At 63.4% G+C, this 14,092-nt stretch carries 17 protein-coding genes; 14 read left to right on the top strand and 3 right to left on the bottom strand.

The window, feature by feature from the left end; all coding sequences use genetic code 11:
* Positions 1-112 precede the first annotated feature (112 nt).
* From C7435_RS13275 to der, 14 genes are all read left to right on the top strand, one after another.
* A complete protein-coding gene (locus C7435_RS13275; RefSeq protein WP_121212061.1) occupies positions 113-1,588 on the top strand; it encodes an alpha/beta fold hydrolase in 1,476 nt (491 codons plus the stop codon).
* Between the two features lie 87 nt (positions 1,589-1,675).
* Entirely contained in the window at positions 1,676-2,542 is an 867-nt protein-coding gene (locus C7435_RS13270) for an AraC family transcriptional regulator (RefSeq protein ID WP_121212060.1), read from the top strand.
* 78 nt (positions 2,543-2,620) lie between these two features.
* Complete coding sequence (locus C7435_RS13265; protein WP_121212059.1) at positions 2,621-3,238, top strand: SH3 domain-containing protein; 618 nt, start codon at positions 2,621-2,623, stop codon at positions 3,236-3,238.
* Positions 3,239-3,341: 103 nt separating this feature from the next.
* Positions 3,342-3,758 (top strand): hypothetical protein, encoded by a 417-nt coding sequence (locus tag C7435_RS13260; RefSeq protein ID WP_143742960.1) that lies wholly within the window; start codon positions 3,342-3,344, stop codon positions 3,756-3,758.
* Between the two features lie 8 nt (positions 3,759-3,766).
* Positions 3,767-4,306: an RNA polymerase sigma factor gene (locus C7435_RS13255; RefSeq protein WP_121212058.1), complete on the top strand. Its 540-nt coding sequence runs from the start codon at positions 3,767-3,769 to the stop codon at positions 4,304-4,306.
* Positions 4,293-4,610 (top strand): hypothetical protein, encoded by a 318-nt coding sequence (locus C7435_RS13250; RefSeq protein ID WP_121212057.1) that lies wholly within the window; start codon positions 4,293-4,295, stop codon positions 4,608-4,610. Before C7435_RS13255 ends, C7435_RS13250 begins: the two co-directional genes overlap by 14 nt.
* Positions 4,611-4,715: 105 nt before the next feature.
* Positions 4,716-5,273, top strand: coding sequence for an NnrU family protein (locus C7435_RS13245; RefSeq protein WP_075189633.1), 558 nt, complete (start codon positions 4,716-4,718; stop codon positions 5,271-5,273).
* Positions 5,274-5,358: 85 nt separating this feature from the next.
* The gene (locus C7435_RS13240) at positions 5,359-5,745 is read left to right on the top strand and encodes a DUF6249 domain-containing protein (protein ID WP_233350776.1); all 387 of its coding nucleotides are present in this window, start codon (positions 5,359-5,361) and stop codon (positions 5,743-5,745) included.
* 13 nt (positions 5,746-5,758) lie between these two features.
* Positions 5,759-6,301, top strand: coding sequence for an RNA polymerase sigma factor (locus C7435_RS13235; protein ID WP_075189634.1), 543 nt, complete (start codon positions 5,759-5,761; stop codon positions 6,299-6,301).
* The gene (locus C7435_RS13230) at positions 6,298-6,639 is read left to right on the top strand and encodes a hypothetical protein (RefSeq protein WP_143742961.1); all 342 of its coding nucleotides are present in this window, start codon (positions 6,298-6,300) and stop codon (positions 6,637-6,639) included. Before C7435_RS13235 ends, C7435_RS13230 begins: the two co-directional genes overlap by 4 nt.
* A 62-nt stretch (positions 6,640-6,701) precedes the next feature.
* A complete protein-coding gene (gene panB / locus C7435_RS13225) occupies positions 6,702-7,529 on the top strand; it encodes a 3-methyl-2-oxobutanoate hydroxymethyltransferase (protein ID WP_121212056.1) in 828 nt (275 codons plus the stop codon).
* A 73-nt stretch (positions 7,530-7,602) separates the two neighbouring features.
* Complete coding sequence (locus tag C7435_RS13220) at positions 7,603-8,364, top strand: tetratricopeptide repeat protein (RefSeq protein ID WP_075189637.1); 762 nt, start codon at positions 7,603-7,605, stop codon at positions 8,362-8,364.
* Entirely contained in the window at positions 8,357-9,733 is a 1,377-nt protein-coding gene (locus C7435_RS13215; protein ID WP_075189638.1) for a BamB-related PQQ repeat family beta-propellar protein, read from the top strand. The genes C7435_RS13220 and C7435_RS13215 overlap by 8 nt, the downstream gene beginning before the upstream one ends.
* Positions 9,734-9,743: 10 nt before the next feature.
* On the top strand, positions 9,744-11,216 hold the full coding sequence (gene der, locus C7435_RS13210; RefSeq protein WP_075189639.1) for a ribosome biogenesis GTPase Der: 1,473 nt from the start codon (positions 9,744-9,746) through the stop codon (positions 11,214-11,216).
* Between the two features lie 23 nt (positions 11,217-11,239).
* Here der and C7435_RS13205 read toward each other — a convergent pair whose 3' ends face one another.
* From C7435_RS13205 to C7435_RS13195, 3 genes are read right to left on the bottom strand one after another with little or no spacing between them, the layout of a single operon-like run.
* Positions 11,240-11,956: an SDR family NAD(P)-dependent oxidoreductase gene (locus C7435_RS13205; protein ID WP_075189640.1), complete on the bottom strand. Its 717-nt coding sequence runs from the start codon at positions 11,954-11,956 to the stop codon at positions 11,240-11,242.
* Positions 11,953-13,434 carry an amidophosphoribosyltransferase gene (gene purF / locus C7435_RS13200; RefSeq protein ID WP_075189641.1) on the bottom strand — a complete coding sequence of 494 codons (1,482 nt, stop codon included), beginning with the start codon at positions 13,432-13,434 and terminating at the stop codon, positions 11,953-11,955. The genes C7435_RS13205 and purF overlap by 4 nt, the downstream gene beginning before the upstream one ends.
* Positions 13,431-14,075 carry a CvpA family protein gene (locus tag C7435_RS13195; RefSeq protein ID WP_075189642.1) on the bottom strand — a complete coding sequence of 215 codons (645 nt, stop codon included), beginning with the start codon at positions 14,073-14,075 and terminating at the stop codon, positions 13,431-13,433. Before C7435_RS13195 ends, purF begins: the two co-directional genes overlap by 4 nt.
* Between the last annotated feature and the right edge of the window lie 17 nt (positions 14,076-14,092).

The raw sequence follows: 14,092 nt of genomic DNA, 5'->3' as shown, positions 1-14,092 counted from the left end.
CCGCCACTTGTCGGTCCTTCACTGCCGCTGAACGATTAACGCGTGTTTGTGCCGCATTGGCGGGCTTTCCTGACGGCGTGCCGGGGGGCATGCAACAGCAGCGGAGACCGCCATGACATCCATTTACCTCACCTTGCGCACCGGCCTGATGGCAGGCGCCGTGCTGGCGCTGGCGCCCCTTGATGCGGTTTTCGCGGACACGCCGGGTGAAACGCCGATGACCTTCACGGCCCAGAGCGGCGAGACGGTCGAAGCCTTTCGCGGCGAGATGCAGCTGCCCGAGAACCGCGCTGATCCCGACAGCCGGCTGATCACGGTCAGCTATGTCCGCTTTCCGGCCACGGGTGAGGTTGCGGGGCCACCCATCGTCTATCTGGCCGGCGGTCCGGGCGGATCCGGGTCCGGTACGGCGCAGGGCCGACGCTTCCCGTTGTTCATGGCGATGCGCCAGCATGGCGATGTGATTGCGTTCGACCAGCGCGGTACCGGCCTGTCGGACCAACCGCCAGCCTGCCAATCCGCCCAGCTGACGGATGAAAGCCAGCAACGCAGCGATGCCGATATCGTGGCCGGCTATCGCGCAGCGCTTGATACCTGCACGGCCTTCTGGGCCGCCGAGGGCGTTGATCTTCTCGGCTATACGACGCGTGAAAGCGTCGCCGACCTGTCGGATCTGCGGCGTCATCTCGGGGCGGACCGGATCGCGCTGTGGGGCATTTCCTATGGCAGCCATCTGGCCCTGGCGGCGCTGAACGACATCCCTGACGAGATCGACCGGGTGATCATCGCCAGTGCCGAAGGCCTCGACCAGACGGTCAAGCTGCCAGCCCGGACCGATGCCTATTTCGCGCGCTTGCAGGCGGCCGTGGATAGCCAGCCCGCCGCCGCGGCGCTTTATCCGGACATTGCCGGCTTGATGCGCCGGGTTCATGCCCGGCTTGAGGCGGAGCCGATGATGCTCGACCTGCCGCAATCGGACGGGTCCAGCATCCCCTTCCTGCTGCAACGCCATCACATGCAGCAATTCGCCTCGGGCCTGATCGCCGATCCGGACAGTGCGCGCATCCTGCCGGCGCTCTACAGCGCTCTTGATGCCGGTGATCCGACGCTGGCGATCATGCTGCTGTCCTATTTCGCGGACCCGGGAGAGGGGATCTCCCTGCGCGCGATGCCGACCGCGATGGATATTGCCTCCGGGGTCAGTGCCGAGCGTCTGGCCCTGTTTGAAGCGCAGGCCGGGAGCGGCTTGGTCGGCTCCTATCTCAATTTCCCGATGCCGCAGCTGGCCGGCGCGATTTCGGGCCTCGATCTGGGCGATGATTTCCGCCGCGGGCCGAGCGGTGACACGCCCGTCCTGCTGCTGACCGGCACGCTGGATGGACGCACCTATCCGCAGGCGCAAGTGGAGGCGGTGGCGGGGCTGGACAATGTCACCCAGGTGATTGTCCGCAATGCCGGCCACAATCTCTTCATGACCACGCCGGAAGTCGGCGAGGTCATGCATGCCTTCATGCGCGGCGGGGCGGTGAGCCGATCGGAAATTGTCGTCGACCTGCCCGATTTCACGACCCATCCCTTGCAGCGCTGAGATTGCAAAAGCGCAAGATCGGGACCGCCTGCCCTTGCCGGACCGGCTAGACCGGCATCATGGTTCACCACAACAGGAGTGACGATCATGATGCCGGACAGCCGCCTTCGCCATGCCGAACGGATCGAGCGCGTGCTTGCGCATATTGAGCAGGCCGACAGTGAGGCCGGGCTGTCCGTGGAGGCGCTTGCCGCCGTCGCGGCGCTCTCGCCTTATCACTTTCACCGGGTCTATCGCTTGATGACCGGGGAGACGCCAGGTGACACGATCCGTCGCGTGCGTCTGGCCCGGACGGTGCCCGAATTGCAGAATGCGGATCAGTCCATCACCCGTGCAGCCGGTGGCGCCGGCTACGGGTCGAGCCAGTCATATGCCCGCGCCTTCCGGGCGGCGACCGGTGGTTCGGCGAGCGATGTGCGCGCCGGACGCGTCGACCTGATCGACCAATTGCTGCGCCCCGCCCACAAGGGGGGCGGGGAGGCTGTGCCGCTGGCCGTCGAGATTGTCTCCACGGCGCCGCTGCGCCTGCTCGCGATCCGCAATATCGGCGCCTATGCCGAACTCAACCAGGCCTATGAGCGCCTGTTTGCCAGCGTGTTCAGCCAACACCCGATGGATGCCCTGCGCGGCATTTACGGCGTCTGGCATGAGGATCCCCGTTTCACGGACCCGGCCGGCCTGCATTTTGATTGTGCGATTGCGGTCGGCGATATCGAAGCGCCGGACGGGATCGAGCTGATCGCACTGGCCGGTGGCGATCATGCCCGCCTGCGTCATGTTGGCGATTATGACAGCCTGCATGACAGTATCGACCGCCTTTACGCGGCGGTGCTTGATGGTGGTCTGGGCAGGTTCGCCGACAGGCCGCTGCATGTCGAATATGTCGATGATCCGGACAGCAGGCCGGCGGCCGAGTTGCGGTCTGACATCTATCTGCCGATCGAGCGGGCATGACAGCGCACCGGCCCCAACGGACAAGACAAATCCCGCCGGCATGGCTAGGCTGGCGGGGTCTTGCCTGAGGGGGAAACCATGCGTCATCTGATTGGCTTGTTGGCCATTGTGTTTGCCTGCGGCACGGCACAGGCCCAGCCGCAGCTCTATCGGGTCGTCAATGTCGATCAGACCGACACGCTGAACGTCCGCGCCACCGCCAACCCGACGGCGGCGATTGTCGACACGCTGTCGCCCAATGCGAGCCGTGTCGAAGTTCTTGAAGAGCGCCATGGCTGGGGCCGCGTCATCGCTGGTGAGGGCGAGGGCTGGATCAATCTCGCTTATCTTCTGCGCATGGAACGACCGGCCATTGGCGAGTTCGATGCGCCGGGCGGATTGCAGTGCAGTGGCACGGAGCCCTTCTGGGGCCTGCAACTGCACGAGAGCGGGGATGCGACCTATTATGATGGCGAAAGCCTGGGGGCGGAATTGGCGCTGAACGTGGTTGATGCCCGTACCGCCCGTGCCCGACCCGACCCTCATGTCTATTATCTCAGCGGCGCCGCCGAGGGCGTGGCGGTGATTGCCAGCGGGCAATGCTCGGACGGGATGAGTGATCGTCGCTATGGTTGGCAGGCCAGTGTGGACATGCGCTCTCCTGACGGTGTGTCGAGACTGGTCCAGGGCTGCTGTTTCACACCCGTCCTGCAATAAATTTCATCGACCTGCATCCAACCCGTCGCTTGGCGGCGACACAGGTGTGAAGGCCCGGTGATCGCCGGGTCGATTGTGGATTGTCGAACAGGAGATCGACCCGATGGCCGAGATTTTCGAGAATTACTGGTGGCTGCTTTTCCCGCTGGGCTTTTTCGTTGCCGCTGGCTGGGGCAGTTTCATGCGTTACAAGCGGACCCAGGCCAAGATTGACCTGCTGAAGACCTATGCCGCCTCCGGCAAGGAGCCGCCGGCCGACCTGATCGCCAGCCTGGATGATCCGGAAGGACGTCCGGATTGGTCGGACCTGGATCAGGGCACGAGCGGCGACCGGTCGAACTATGGAACCGGCAGCAATGCCTTCCTTGTGATCCTGTTTGCCGGCTTTGCGGCGGTGTTTGCCTATGAGGGCTATGTCGGCCTGATCGGTATCGGCCAGGTCGCCTATTTTGTCGCGATGATCTTCGTCGTCCTGTCGGCGGCTTTTTTCGTATCGTCCTTCTTCAAGGGCAAGAAATAGGCTGACCGATGCGCTCGCAACCGACGGACGCGGCGCTGGTCGCGGCGGCCCGCTCGGGCAATGACGCGGCCTATGGGCGGATCGTCGACCGGTATCAGGGGGCGATCCGCACATTTTTGTGCCGGTTGTGTCCTTATGATGCGGATGCCGATGATCTGGCCCAGGAGACCTTCCTGGCGGGCTGGACGGAATTGCGCCGGCTGCGCGATCCGGAGCGTTTGAAGACCTGGCTGTTCTCGATTGCCTGGCGCAAGGCCAAGGGCCAGGCACGGTCCATGGCTCGCGCGCGCCAGCGTGACGATGACTGGCAGGACCTGCGTCCGGATAGCGAGACACCCCAGACCGAGCGCGCCATCGCCCTGCGGCAGGCGCTGGGGCAGCTGCCGCCAGACCAGCGCGCCGCGGTCTCGCTCTGCCTCGGCGAGGGCTGGTCGCATGGCGATGCCGCAAACGTCTTGGAAATGCCGCTGGGGACTGTAAAATCACATGTATTGCGAGGGCGTGCGCGCCTCGCTGAAATCCTGGGAGTGGGTGATGGACAAGACTGATCCGCTTGCTGACTTCTTCGCCGCCGATGCGGCACCGGCCAATGACCGGGCCTTCCGGACCCGTGTGATGGAGCGTGTCGCCCGGAGGCGCTTGCGCATCGAGCTGGTCCTGCGCCTGGTTGCAGGCTGCTTGCTGGTGCTCGGATTGGCGTTGGTTTCCCCTGTTTTGCAGAGCCTCGCCGACATGCTTGGGCAGGAAATGTCCATGCCGCTTCAGGTCATCGCAATGGCTGGCGGGGTCGCCTTTCTTGGTCACGCCTGGCTGAGCCGGACGATCAATCTGCCACGTTTGCGCCCGTTCTGATCGACGCGACCGGTCAAATCGGCATCACAGGATACCGCATCCGGTTTTCATCCACGACACGCCGATGAATCGCCTATAGTCCAAGCCGAGCTCGGGGAGGCGTTGATGCTGCTTTTGTCTGTGGGACTGGTTTTGTTTCTGGGTGTGCATTGCCTTCGTATCGTGCCGGGGCTGCGCGACGGTTTGCAGACCCGCCTCGGCGCGACCCCCTACAAGCTGACCTATACGGTGATCTCGCTGGCCGGTTTCGCGCTGATCATCTATGGCAAGATCATCGCGCATCCGACACCGTCTGTGTGGCAGGCACCGGACTGGGGCCGCGATCTCGCCCTGATTGCGGTGCCGCTGGGGATCATCCTGATCACCTCGGCCTATGCGCCCGGCCATATCCGCCGCTGGGTGCGCCATCCGATGCTGGCCGGTGTGATCGTCTGGTCGGGCGCGCACCTGCTGGCCAACAGCGAGGCCTCGGCCGTCCTGTTGTTCGGCAGTTTCTTTGTCTGGTCTCTGATTACCTTCATCGCTGCCTGCTTCCGCGAAACACCGCCGCCAGTCGTGAAGGGCTGGGGTGGCGATTTGACAGCGATCGTGCTGGGGCTTATTGCAGCGCTCATCATATTGAATTTACACATGTATCTGTTTGGCGTCGCCGTTATCGGATAAAATTTGCATCCGAATTGAAATCCCGCCGCATCTCATGGTCAAAGCAGGCGCCCAATGCGCCGAGGCCATAAGCAGGAGACTTAAAATGGAATTTCCGGTCATGCTGGTTTCACTGGCACCGTTCATCATGGTGCTGGGAATTGTCTGGGTCGCGGTGAATGCCGGAACCCAGAAACGCAAATCCACCCTGAGCACGATTGAGACGGCCATACAGGCTGGTCAGGCGCTCGATCCGGAAACAATCCGCGCGCTGGGCATGCCGCGCAAGGATCGCAATGGCGACCTCAAAGCCGGTCTGATCCTGGTTGCGGTGGCTGCGGCCTTTGTGGTTCTCGGTTGGACTATCGGCGCCGTCGAAGGCGATGAGGAAGCCAGATACATCATGCCGGCCGTCGCCAGCTTCCCGGGCTTTATCGGCTTGGTCCTGATCGGTTTCGGCCTGTTGGGCAGCAAAAAAGACGGCTCCGAGTAATCGGAGCGGGCTGATGAAGGCGTCGGACGAAGAACTCACAGCCCTGGTGGTCGCCACGAAGAACCCGGCGGCCTTCGGGGAGCTGGTCCGGCGCCATCAGGGTCTGGTTCGCGGCATGCTGCACCGCATGTGTCGCAATCACGCCCTGGCAGATGATCTCGCCCAGGACGCCTTTATCCGCGCCTATGAGAAGATCGGCAGCTTCAAGGGTACGGGTTCGTTCAAGTCCTGGCTGTGCTCGATCGCCTACACCCAATTCCTGATGTCGGCGCGCAAGCGCAAGGCGACCGAGCGGGTGCTGGAGAAGTACCAGACCGGTATGGACGACAGCGAGGCGCCGCGGGACATGGGCAGTGTGGTTGATCTTGACCGCGGACTGGCCACGTTGAAAGAAGAAGAACGGATCGCGGTTGTGCTATGTTATTCTTGCGGTATGTCGCATTCGGAAGCCGCTGAGGCGACCGGCATGCCGCTCGGGACGGTCAAGTCGCACGTCAATCGCGGCCGGGCCAAGTTGCAGGCGTTTTTTGCGGACGCGGAGGAGATGGTGTCATGACGATGGATGATGCATTCGATGCCCGGCTCAAGGCCGCCTTCGCACAGGCCGCCGAGCCGCTGGAAACCGAGCGCGAGGCCGAGGCTTTTTCCCACCGTGTGATCAAGCAATTGTCCAACCCGGATCGCAAGCGCATCCTGCTGATCGGCGGGGCTGGGTCGACCGGTTCGGCGATCGCCGGCACACAGCTCGAGTCAATCCTCGGCCAGATCAATGTGCCGACCGACGGGCTGATGGCCAATGTCGGTTTCCTGATGAGCCCGGAGGTCATGGCGGCGGGCGCGATGGCCGTGGCCGTGGCCATGGTGGCCGCCGTTCTGCCACGCCGTCTCGCCTGAGGCTTTTGCAGCGCAGCATGCTGCGCTAGGGTCCGGCCTTCCGATTTGAAAAGGCCACTCCCATGTCTGCCCAAACCCAGGTCCGGCGGGTCACCGCGCCGGATATCCGCGCCCGCAAGGGCGGTGAGCCGATCGTCAGCCTGACCGCCTATGACACGCCGATGGCGCGCATCCTGGATCCGCATTGCGACCTCCTTCTGGTCGGTGACAGTGTCGGCATGGTGGTGCACGGCTTGGACTCGACGGTCGGTGTCACGCTCGACATGATGATCCTGCACGGTCAGGCCGTCATGCGCGGCGCCAAACGGGCCCTGGTCGCCGTCGACATGCCGTTCGGCAGCTATGAACAATCGCCGGAACAAGCCTTTGCCAATGCCGCTCGCATCATGGCTGAAACCGGCTGCCAGGCGATCAAGATCGAAAGCGGTACCTATGCCGCCGACACGATCCGCTTCATGGCGGCGCGGTCGATCCCGGTCATCGGGCATGTCGGATTGCGGCCGCAGGCGGCGCTCGCCGATGGCGGGTTCAAGGCCAAGGGCCGCACGGATGCCGAGCGTCGACGGGTGATCGACGAGGCGGTCGCCACGGCCGATGCCGGCGCCTTTGCGATCGTGATCGAGGGCGTCGCCGAAGACCTGGCCCGTGAAATCACTGAAACCGTCGCCGTGCCGACCATCGGGATTGGTGCGTCGGCAGCCTGTGACGGGCAGATCCTGGTCACCCATGACATGCTTGGCGTGTTCGATTGGACCCCGAAATTCGTCAAGCGCTATGACAATATGGCCGAGCGCACCGATGCGGCGGTGGCGCAATTTGCCCGTGAAGTCCGCGACCGCAGCTTTCCGTCCGAGCGTGAGGTCTACACGATGAAGCGTTCCGACGGCTGACCTCTGTTGCCGCAGGGGGGTAGTGACGCTAGGGTCCGGCGCACATTGATTGGAATTACGGAGCCGCTTCGACGTGGTCGATATTTTTGAAGAAGTCGACGAAGAACTTCGCCGGGACAAGTATCAGGATTTGTTGCGTCAATGGGGGCCGTGGGTCCTCGGCGGTGCTGTGGCAATCATCCTGGGAACGGTCGCCTGGCAAGGCTTCGATGCCTGGCAGACGAGCAAGCGAGAAACCGCGTCCGATGCGTTCATCGCGGCGATGAATGATGTTGAGGCCGGGCGGCTCGGCCTGGCGGCAGCCGGTCTCGAGACTGTCGCTGCCGAAGGCACGCCGGGATATGTATCGCTGGCGCTGATGCAGCGCGGCAATCTGGCGCTCGAACAGGGCGATAATGCCGCTGCGGCGAGGTTCTTTGACCAAGCAGCGGCGCAGGCAAGCGATCCACTGCTGCGGGACATGGCTGAAATCCGGTCGGTCTGGGCATCTTGGGACAGCCTGTCCTTCTCGGATATTGATCTGCGCCTCAGCGTCCTGATCGGCGGGGATTCGCCCTTCCGTCATCTGGCGCGCGAAACCATCGCTGCCGCGGCCCTGCGTGCCGACGAGATCGAACGCGCCCGCACCCAATACCAGTTCCTGTCGTTTGCCAGTGACGCGCCGAGCGGCGTTCAACGCCGGGCCCAGGAAGCGCTCGCCCTGATTGCCCAACGCAACGCCCTGGCCGGTGAGCCGGTGGACGCCAGCGCTGCGGAGGAAGCACCCGCAATCGCGCCTGAAACCGCGACCGAGACCGAAGAAACCACTGACGCCGGGGATTCAGGCGATGATTGATGTAACGCGTATCCGCACCCTTCTCGGTGTGGCCCTTATCGCTCCGCTGGCGGCGTGCTCGTCGGTTCCCAATCCGCTGGACATGATCCCGGGGCGGGGCAATGACAATGAGAATGAACGCCTCAACGGCACCGCGCCAAGTGATGGCCGCGTCTCGATTCTCGACTTCGAACAGGGGCTGCGTCTCGACAGTGAGGCCGAACGCCCTGCCGTCGATCTGCCGACCGCTTATGTCAACACGGTTTGGCCTCAGCCGGGCGGATATCCGACCAATTCGGTCCAGCACACGCAGGCCTCCGGGCCGCTGAACGTCGCTTGGCGCCAGGGCTTCGGCAATGGTTCGGACAATGATCATCGCCTCAATGCCCGTCCGGTCGTGGCCGACGGCAATGTCTTTGCGATTGACGCCCGTGGCGAAGTCGTGGCGATGAATGCCGATACCGGCACGGTGGTCTGGCGTCACCGGATCGAGGCCACGCACCGTTATGACAGCATGTCGTTCGGGGGCGGGCTGGCTTATGATGATGGCCGCATTTATGTGCATTCCGGTCTCAATTTCTTCGTCGCGCTGGATGCCCAGAGCGGTCATGAAATTTGGCGTTCCGAGACGCTTGTTCCGTTCCACGGCGCGCCGACTGTCGCCGATGACCGTATCTTCGTGTCGAGTGACGACAATGAGCTTCTGGCGCTGGACACGGCGACCGGCCAAGTCTTGTGGACCTATCAGGGCATTGTGGAATCGGCGCGTCTGCTCACCGCACCCAGCCCGGCCGTGCTCGGCGATATCGTTGTGGCGCCGTTTGCGTCCGGCGAACTGATTGCCCTGCGGGTGCAGAACGGCAACCCGATCTGGCAGGACAGCCTGACGCGGTCTGGCGGCCTGACCGCAATGTCGGAAATCAATGACGTTGCCGGCAGCCCGGTCGTGGTCGACAACGTCGTCTATGCGATGAGCCATTCCGGCCTGCTCGCGGCGATCTCCCTGCGTACCGGTGAGCGCCTGTGGAGCCAGCCTGCCGGCGGTCTGCATGCGCCTTGGGTCGCCGGGGATTTCCTCTTCGTGACCACCAGCGAGGCCGAGATCGTCTGCATCAATCGTCATGATGGCGAGGTCTACTGGATCACCCAGTTGTCGCTGTTTGAAAATGCGCGCGAGCGCAAGAACCGTCTCGCCTGGACCGGCCCGGTCATGGCCGGCGGACGTCTCGTCGTGAACTCAAGCCGCGGTGACATGGTGGTGCTTGATGCCTTCAACGGCAGCATCCTGTCGGAGCAGGAATTGCGGGGCGATGTGTTCATCCCCCCTGTCATTGCCAATGAAACCGTATATGTCGTCACCGATGATGCGCGGATGATCGCGCTCCGCTAGGCGCAAACGCATGACTGCTCACTTGCCCCGCATCGCCGTCGTTGGACGGCCGAATGTGGGAAAATCGACCTTGTTCAATCGCTTGGCCGGGAAACCCTTGGCCATTGTCGATGACCGCCCCGGTGTCACGCGGGACCGGCGCGAGGCGCGTGGGCGTTTGGGCGATCTGCCGCTGCTGCTGATCGACACCGCCGGATATGATGATGCCGAGAAAGAAGGCCTGGACGCAGAGATGCGCACCCAGACCGAAATGGCCATCCATGATGCCGATCTCTGCCTGCTGCTGATTGATGCCCGGGCCGGCGTCACACCGCTCGATATCGTCTTTGCCGATGTCATCCGCCGCACCGGAAAACCGGTCCTGCTGCTGGCCAATAAATGTGAAGGCAAGGCGGGCGAAGACGGCCTGATGGACGCTTTCGAACTGGGCATGGGCGAACCGATTGCCTTCTCTGCTGCCCATGGCGCCGGTATCGGCGATCTCTATGATGCGATGCTCGAAGCCCTTGGTCCGATGGCCAAGGCGGCTCGTCGCCGCAGCAAGGATGAGGGCGATCCGCCGCTGCGCATTGCCGTCATCGGTCGTCCCAATGCCGGCAAGTCGACCCTGATCAATACGTTGATCGGCGAGGAGCGCCTGATCACAGGCCCCGAGGCCGGCATCACCCGCGACGCCATTTCCGTCGACTGGGTCTGGGACGGGCGCCGCGTGCGCCTGCACGACACGGCCGGCCTGCGCAAGCGCGGCAAGGTCGCCGACCGGCTCGAACGCATGAGCGCCGCCGACACGCTGCGCGCCGTCAAGTTCGCCGAAGTTGTGCTGTTGCTGATGGATGCGGACCACCCGCTTGAGAAACAGGACCTGCACCTGGCCGACATGGCCTACAAGGAGGGGCGGGCCGTCGCGATCTGTGTATCCAAGATGGATCTCGTGCCCAATCGCGAGGCCTATCTCAAGGAAATCCGGCTCGAGTTTGAACGCCTTCTGCCACAGATGACCGGTGCGCCCCTGTTGCCGATTTCGGCCCTGAAGAAAAAGGGTCTCGACGCGATCATGCCGACCCTGGCCAAACTGCACGAGAATTGGGACGCCAAGGTCAAGACGCGTGACCTCAATGATTGGCTGCATGAAATGACCGAGCGGCATCCGCCGCCCGCCGTCAATGGCCGCCGGATCAAGCCGCGCTATATCACCCAGACCAAGGGGCGTCCGCCGACTTTCGTGATGATGTGTTCGCGCGCGTCAGACCTGCCGGAGAGCTATAAACGCTATCTGGTCAACGGTTTGCGCGATGCATTTGAATTGCCCGGCGTGCCGATCCGCCTGATCGTCAAGGCTGGCAAGAACCCCTATGTCGACGGTGATCGCGGCGGCAGTGTTGCGGCCGACAAGTCCGGCAAGCCGGCGCGTCCCAACCGGCCGGTCAAACCGCCCAAGGGGCAGCAACAGGCCAAGGGCAAGGCCGCTGGGCGCAAGCCCTGACGTCCGGTTCGGACGCGGAACAATTAGCCTTCAAATTTCACGATTTCGCCGTGCCGCGTACAGGCCGGGCTGACCAGCTCGGCCAGTAGCGGCCACAGAGCGGCCGGTTCCGGCAGGGTCATCGGATCTTCGCCCGGGAAAGCCTTGGCCCGCATCTGCGTACGCAAAACGCCCGGATAGACCGTATTGATCCGGATTTTCGGATTATTGACATGCTCATTGGCCCAGCTCTCGACCAGCGCGTCGAGGCCGGCCTTGGAGGCCGCATAGGGCGCCCAGAAGGCGCGGCGTGAGGTGGCGGCGCCGGATGAGATGAAGACGGCACGGGCCGCGTCAGAGGCCAGCAGAAGCGGCTCGAAGGCGCGGATCATGCGGGCCGGGGCCATCAGGTTGACGCCGATCACTTCGTGCCAGGTCTTGGATTTGACCTGCGAGGCCGGGGTCAGCACGCCCAGCGCGCCGGCATTGGCCAGCAGGATGTCGAGCTTCTCCCAACGTTCGGTGATGATGCCGCCAAGCTTTTCGATCCCGTCCTGGCTCATCAGATCGAGCGGGACCAGGGTGCAGCTGCCGCCGGCCTTGGTGATGTCATCATCAAGTTCTTCCAGCCCGCCCGTGGTGCGCGCCGTCGCGATGACGTGGGCGCCAGCCTTGGCCAGTTCGAGCGCCATGGCCCGGCCAATACCGCGCGACGCCCCGCTCACCAGAGCGAGGCGGCCTTGAAGATCAATCTGGGTCATGCGTCCACCAGGAAGGAGAGCTGGAATTCCTTGGCCGAGAGATCACGATCATGGTCGGCCAAATGGGTCGGGTATTCACCCGTGAAATAATGGTCGGCGAGCTGCGGCTGCTTGTCATTGCGCGGCGCACCGACAACAGCTTGATAAAGGCCGTTGACGGTCAGGAAGCCGAGGCTGTCGGCCTCCAGCTTCTGCGCCATTTCCTCAACCGACATGTTGGCCGCGATCAGCTCGGCCCGGCCGGCCATGTCGATGCCGTAGAAGTCAGGATGCTTGATCGGCGGGCAGGCTGAACGGAAATGCACTTCCGACGCGCCCGCCTCGCGCATCATGCGCACGATTTTCAGCGACGTCGTACCGCGAACAATGGAATCATCGATCAGCAAAACACGCTTGCCACGCACCACGGCAGCGTTGGCCGCGTGTTTGCGGCGAACGGACAGGTCGCGCCGGTCCTGGGTCGGCTGGATGAAGGTCCGGCCGACGAAGTGCGAACGGATGATGCCCAGCTCGAAGGGAATGCCTGAGGCTTCTGAAAAGCCGATCGCGGCCGGTACGCCACTGTCGGGCACAGGGATGATGACATCGACATCGGCCGGGGTTTCCAGCGCCAGCTGACGACCCATTTCCTTGCGGGCTTCGTAGACGCTGCGGCCGCCGATCACCGAGTCGGGGCGGGCGAAATAAATGTACTCAAAGGCGCAGGTCTGGGCTTGGCGGGCCGGCGCAAACCGTTCCGAGCGCAGCCCGTCCTGGTTCACGACAATCGCTTCGCCGGGTTCGATCTCGCGCACGAATGTGGCGCCGACCATGTCGAGGGCACAGGTTTCGGACGCGAAGATATAGGCCTCGCCGAGCCGACCCATCACCAGCGGACGAATGCCATAGGGGTCGCGCGCCACGATCAACCGGTCATTGACGACGGCGACGAAGGCAAAGGCGCCCTGGACCTGTTTCAGCGCCGACAGGACGCGATTGGTCAGCTTGCTCTTCTTGGACAGGGCCGCGAGGTGGAGCACGACTTCACTGTCTGAGGTCGACTGGAAAATCTGGCCGTGATTGACCAATTCCTCGCGCAGGACGCGGGCATTGGTCAGATTGCCGTTATGGGCGAGGGCAATACCGCCGCCGCGCACATCGGCAAACAGGGGCTGGACATTGCGCAGCACCGATGCGCCTTGCGTCGAATAACGGGCATGGCCGATCGCGACGCGGCCGGGCAGGCGTTGTGGCAGGTCGGGTGAGGTGAAATTCTCGCCAACGAGGCCAAGATAGCGCTCGATATGAAAACGTGACCCGTCATGGGTCGCGATACCGCAGGCTTCCTGTCCCCGATGCTGAAGCGCGTGGAGGCCGAGCGCGGTCAGGATGGCGGCGTCGTCGGCGCCATATACGGCGAAAACACCGCATTCTTCCTGGGGGCGATCACTCTCCGGATCGTAGGTCAGTGTGGCGGGAATGGCGCTGTGGTCGCTCATCCATCGTCTTCCTGGTCATCCGTGGTCGAACCGATGAGGTCATCTAGTCGGTTTCGGTCACGTCTGCCATAGGACGTGTCATTATTTCTTATTGTTTCTGCAATCGGGTCGTTGGGGCCACCGGGCAGGGGGGCGGTCGAGCCGATGCGCGAGCTTTCCGGCGCCAGTGTCTGCAGGGCCCGCGCCGTCGCGTTTACCAGCGGATAGATCCGGGCCTGTGTGACCGAGGTCGGCGGACGCCCGTTCTCGCCGAAAGTCGCGGCGACAAAGATCACACCAAGCCCCAGTAGAACCAGGCCGCGCACCAGGCCAAAGGCAAAGCCCAGCGTCCGGTCGACCACATTGACATCCTCGCCCTTGGCCAGGCCGCGCGACAGCGAACTCGTCACGAAGGTGACCGCCAGATAGATGATGATGAAAACGATCGCGCCGACGGCCAGCGGCGCCAGCCAGTCCGGATCAATCATGTCCTGTGCCGGACCGATAAAGGCCGGCAGCGCCCACAAGGTCGCCAGCGATGCGGCCACGAAAGCCGTCACCGACAGGGCCTCGCGAACGAAGCCGCGCACCAGCGCCAGCAGACCCGAGGCCAGCAGGATGGTCAGGCCAATGCCGTCAAAGGCCGTCAGTGTAGAGTCCATCGGCGCGACACTCCGTA

The sequence above is a fragment of the Maricaulis maris genome, assembly GCF_003634045.1.
Classification (GTDB): domain Bacteria; phylum Pseudomonadota; class Alphaproteobacteria; order Caulobacterales; family Maricaulaceae; genus Maricaulis; species Maricaulis maris.
Note: the sequence above shows the minus strand (reverse complement) of the source record. Positions and strands in the feature narration are given on the sequence as shown.

What these genes read in the sequence shown, in the direction of transcription:
- C7435_RS13275 (WP_121212061.1), top strand. Translation starts at nt 113, where the DNA reads ATGACATCCATTTACCTCACCTTGCGCACCGGCCTGATGGCAGGCGCC.
- C7435_RS13270 (WP_121212060.1), top strand. Translation starts at nt 1,676, where the DNA reads ATGATGCCGGACAGCCGCCTTCGCCATGCCGAACGGATCGAGCGCGTG.
- C7435_RS13265 (WP_121212059.1), top strand. Translation starts at nt 2,621, where the DNA reads ATGCGTCATCTGATTGGCTTGTTGGCCATTGTGTTTGCCTGCGGCACG.
- C7435_RS13260 (WP_143742960.1), top strand. Translation starts at nt 3,342, where the DNA reads ATGGCCGAGATTTTCGAGAATTACTGGTGGCTGCTTTTCCCGCTGGGC.
- C7435_RS13255 (WP_121212058.1), top strand. Translation starts at nt 3,767, where the DNA reads ATGCGCTCGCAACCGACGGACGCGGCGCTGGTCGCGGCGGCCCGCTCG.
- C7435_RS13250 (WP_121212057.1), top strand. Translation starts at nt 4,293, where the DNA reads ATGGACAAGACTGATCCGCTTGCTGACTTCTTCGCCGCCGATGCGGCA.
- C7435_RS13245 (WP_075189633.1), top strand. Translation starts at nt 4,716, where the DNA reads ATGCTGCTTTTGTCTGTGGGACTGGTTTTGTTTCTGGGTGTGCATTGC.
- C7435_RS13240 (WP_233350776.1), top strand. Translation starts at nt 5,359, where the DNA reads ATGGAATTTCCGGTCATGCTGGTTTCACTGGCACCGTTCATCATGGTG.
- C7435_RS13235 (WP_075189634.1), top strand. Translation starts at nt 5,759, where the DNA reads ATGAAGGCGTCGGACGAAGAACTCACAGCCCTGGTGGTCGCCACGAAG.
- C7435_RS13230 (WP_143742961.1), top strand. Translation starts at nt 6,298, where the DNA reads ATGACGATGGATGATGCATTCGATGCCCGGCTCAAGGCCGCCTTCGCA.
- panB (WP_121212056.1), top strand. Translation starts at nt 6,702, where the DNA reads ATGTCTGCCCAAACCCAGGTCCGGCGGGTCACCGCGCCGGATATCCGC.
- C7435_RS13215 (WP_075189638.1), top strand. Translation starts at nt 8,357, where the DNA reads ATGATTGATGTAACGCGTATCCGCACCCTTCTCGGTGTGGCCCTTATC.
- der (WP_075189639.1), top strand. Translation starts at nt 9,744, where the DNA reads ATGACTGCTCACTTGCCCCGCATCGCCGTCGTTGGACGGCCGAATGTG.
- C7435_RS13205 (WP_075189640.1), bottom strand. Translation starts at nt 11,956, where the DNA reads ATGACCCAGATTGATCTTCAAGGCCGCCTCGCTCTGGTGAGCGGGGCG.
- purF (WP_075189641.1), bottom strand. Translation starts at nt 13,434, where the DNA reads ATGAGCGACCACAGCGCCATTCCCGCCACACTGACCTACGATCCGGAG.
- C7435_RS13195 (WP_075189642.1), bottom strand. Translation starts at nt 14,075, where the DNA reads ATGGACTCTACACTGACGGCCTTTGACGGCATTGGCCTGACCATCCTG.